We start from the raw sequence: 2811 nt of genomic DNA, 5'->3' as shown, positions 1-2811 counted from the left end.
TCTATCTCCATTTATATCTGTAGCGTGAACCCTGAAGGTTAGTACCTGCCCCTCGGTCACTGATTTAGGACCGATAGAATCGAGCACTGGTGGATTGTTGATATTATTTACTGTTATCGTTACCACTTCACTATCCACCGCCAGGGACGGATCTGTGGCCTTGAAGGTAACATTATATGTTCCTGATTGAGTGTAACTCGGATTAAAAGTAAATGAACCCGCTCCATTGCCGGAATCTGCAAAAGATGAATTGGTCGGCAGACTGGTGGCAGTCAGAGTAATAGCATCGCCATCTGTATCTGTAGCATGTACTCTGAAGGTGAGATTAGCTCCTTCATTTACACTCCTGGGTCCAATTGAGTCTAAAACAGGAACTAAGTTGACATTATTTACAGTTATAGCCACTACTTCACTATCCACTGCTAAAGATGGGTCTGTGGCTTTGAAAGTGACATTATATGTTCCCGATTGAGCGTAACTCGGATTGAATGTAAACGAACCAGCACTGTTACCCGAGTCTGCAAAGGATGAGTTGGTCGGGGCATTGGTGGCGGTCAGAGCAATGACATCGCCATCTGCATCTGTGGCGTGAACTCTGAAAGTAAGATTTGCTCCCTCATTTACACTCCTGGGTCCAATTGAGTCTAAAACAGGAACTAAGTTGACATTATTTACAGTTATAGCCACTACTTCACTGTCCACTGCTAAAGATGGATCTGTGGCTTTGAAGGTAACATTATATGTTCCCGATTGAGTGTAACTCGGATTAAAGGTAAACGAACCAGCTCCATTGCCGGAATCTGCAAAAGATGAGTTGGTCGGGGCATTGGTGGCGGTCAGAGTAATAGCATCGCCATCTGCATCTGTGGCATGAACTCTGAAAGTAAGATTTGCTCCTTCATTCACACTCTTTGGTCCGATTGAATCTAAAACAGGTGCAAGATTAACGTTATTCACGGTTATCGCCACAACTTCACTATCCACTCCTCCTAAGGTATCCCTGGCGAAAAAGGTTATATTATACACCGCAGCCTGGTTATAGTTCGGACTGAAGGTGAGTGAACCGGATCCATTACCTGAATCAGTAAAAGAAGCATTGGTGGGGATACTGGTCGCACTTAAAATTATGCTATCTCCATTTGCATCCGTGGCATGCACCCTGAAGGTCAATACCTGACCTTCATTTACACTCTGAGCCCCTATCGAATCCAGCACCGGTGCTACATTCTGAGCCAGTGATGGAAGATAGAAAAGCAGAATGATAAGCAGAGAAAAAGAAAAATTTCTAAGGAGTTTCTTCATATGGTTAATCCTTTCAGCTAAACATAACTCACTTTATTTCAATAACACCATTTTCTTCGTCTCGTTATAACTACCTGCTCTAAGCTGATAAAAATAAACTCCCGATGAGATATTATTGCCCTGCTCGTCTTTGCCGTCCCAGGTCTGATAATATATGCCTGGTGATTTAGGTTCATCAACCAAAGTCTTGACTCGTTGTCCTAAGATATTATAAACCCTCAAGCTGGTTTGCACTGACTGCTGAGGACCTCCACCTATCCCGATCTCAAATCTTATGGTTGTGGTCGGGTTGAAAGGATTAGGATAGTTTTGACCCAGGCTAAACAATTTGGGAAGCACAACCTCTCCTTTATCCACCGGTATGACCACAGCGGTCGGATCAGCCAAAATTGCCTCTTTCAGGGATAACTGCAATTTCTCATTATCAAAACCTGATTTGGCAGTCACAGGTAAAGAAAGGATACTACCCTGCCCAGGCTCAATCAGTTTATTCTTGCTAAAACGGTAAAATATCACAGTCAAAGTTCCTTGTCCGTCATCTCTGTAGTTAATATCTAAGCTATCTGACCTGGAAGTCAAAACAGGAGCTAAGAAAAGTAGCTGCTGAGGATTATATTTTATCTTTAATTGAACCCCAGCCACAGAAGTTTTTAAGTCAGCCCATACATTAATATTCCCGGAACTGCCCGGTTGTAGTGAATCATACTCTAAGTGCAAATAAGCCAAAGGCTCGCGGTAATTAACAATAGGAGCATTAATCGGTCGTCCTAATATGGTATTAATGACTCCCACCAGATCGCCCACATTTACGCTTGAATCCCGGTTTATGTCAGCAGCTTCTGTCTGTCGGGAGTTAAGAGTCACAGTCCCCAGAATGTAGGCTATTAAACTTACTACGTCCCCTATATTCACCAGAGTATCTAAATTCAAGTCTCCAAATTTATCCACGGTGAAAAACCCATTTGTCACTGCTAACTCTTTTGCCGGCACATTCGGATCAGTGCTTATGGCCTCCCAGGCATTAGTTAAGGTTAAAGGCTTCTTCCCAGATGAGGCTAAAGTATCGACTGACAATCCTAAATATAAGAGAGTGTCTGAACCGGTAGGTATTATCTCGTTGTTCAACCCGAATACCAGGACTGTCACCTGATTGGAGCTGTCCCCTAAATTTGACTTTATGTTAAACCCGCTTATAATGGAAGCTGGCACTAATGAGTCTATATTCACTGAAGCTGAATCATAGTGAAGAGTGAACTGAACTCCGTAGACATCCTGAAGGTTAGTCAGAATCAGAGGAACTAACTTGCCTTTACTTCCTGGAACTCCACCCTTATCTTTGGAAACAACTAACAGATCCTGAGGAACAGCATTTATGTTAATGGTCACAGTCTTCAGAGTGCTGACGCCTTTTTCATCTTTGGCTCTAAAGGTCACACTAACGCTGCCAGGTCCCTGGGTGAAATCAGGAGTAAAACTGAAAGTTTGACTGACGACGCTATCCCCTTTAAC

2 protein-coding genes are annotated in these 2811 nt (G+C 43.1%); both read right to left on the bottom strand.

From position 1 onward, the window contains the following. On the bottom strand, window positions 1–1302 hold a 1302-nt coding region (locus MUP17_00985; GenBank protein MCJ7457550.1), incomplete at its 3' end, for a cadherin-like domain-containing protein. Window positions 1303–1335: 33 nt separating this feature from the next. After that, window positions 1336–2811 (bottom strand): cohesin domain-containing protein (locus MUP17_00980; GenBank protein ID MCJ7457549.1); only part of this gene is annotated, 1476 nt, incomplete at its 5' end.

This window comes from Candidatus Zixiibacteriota bacterium, from assembly GCA_022865345.1.
Taxonomy (GTDB): Bacteria; Zixibacteria; MSB-5A5; order MSB-5A5; family RBG-16-43-9; genus RBG-16-43-9.
Note: the sequence above shows the minus strand (reverse complement) of the source record. Positions and strands in the feature narration are given on the sequence as shown.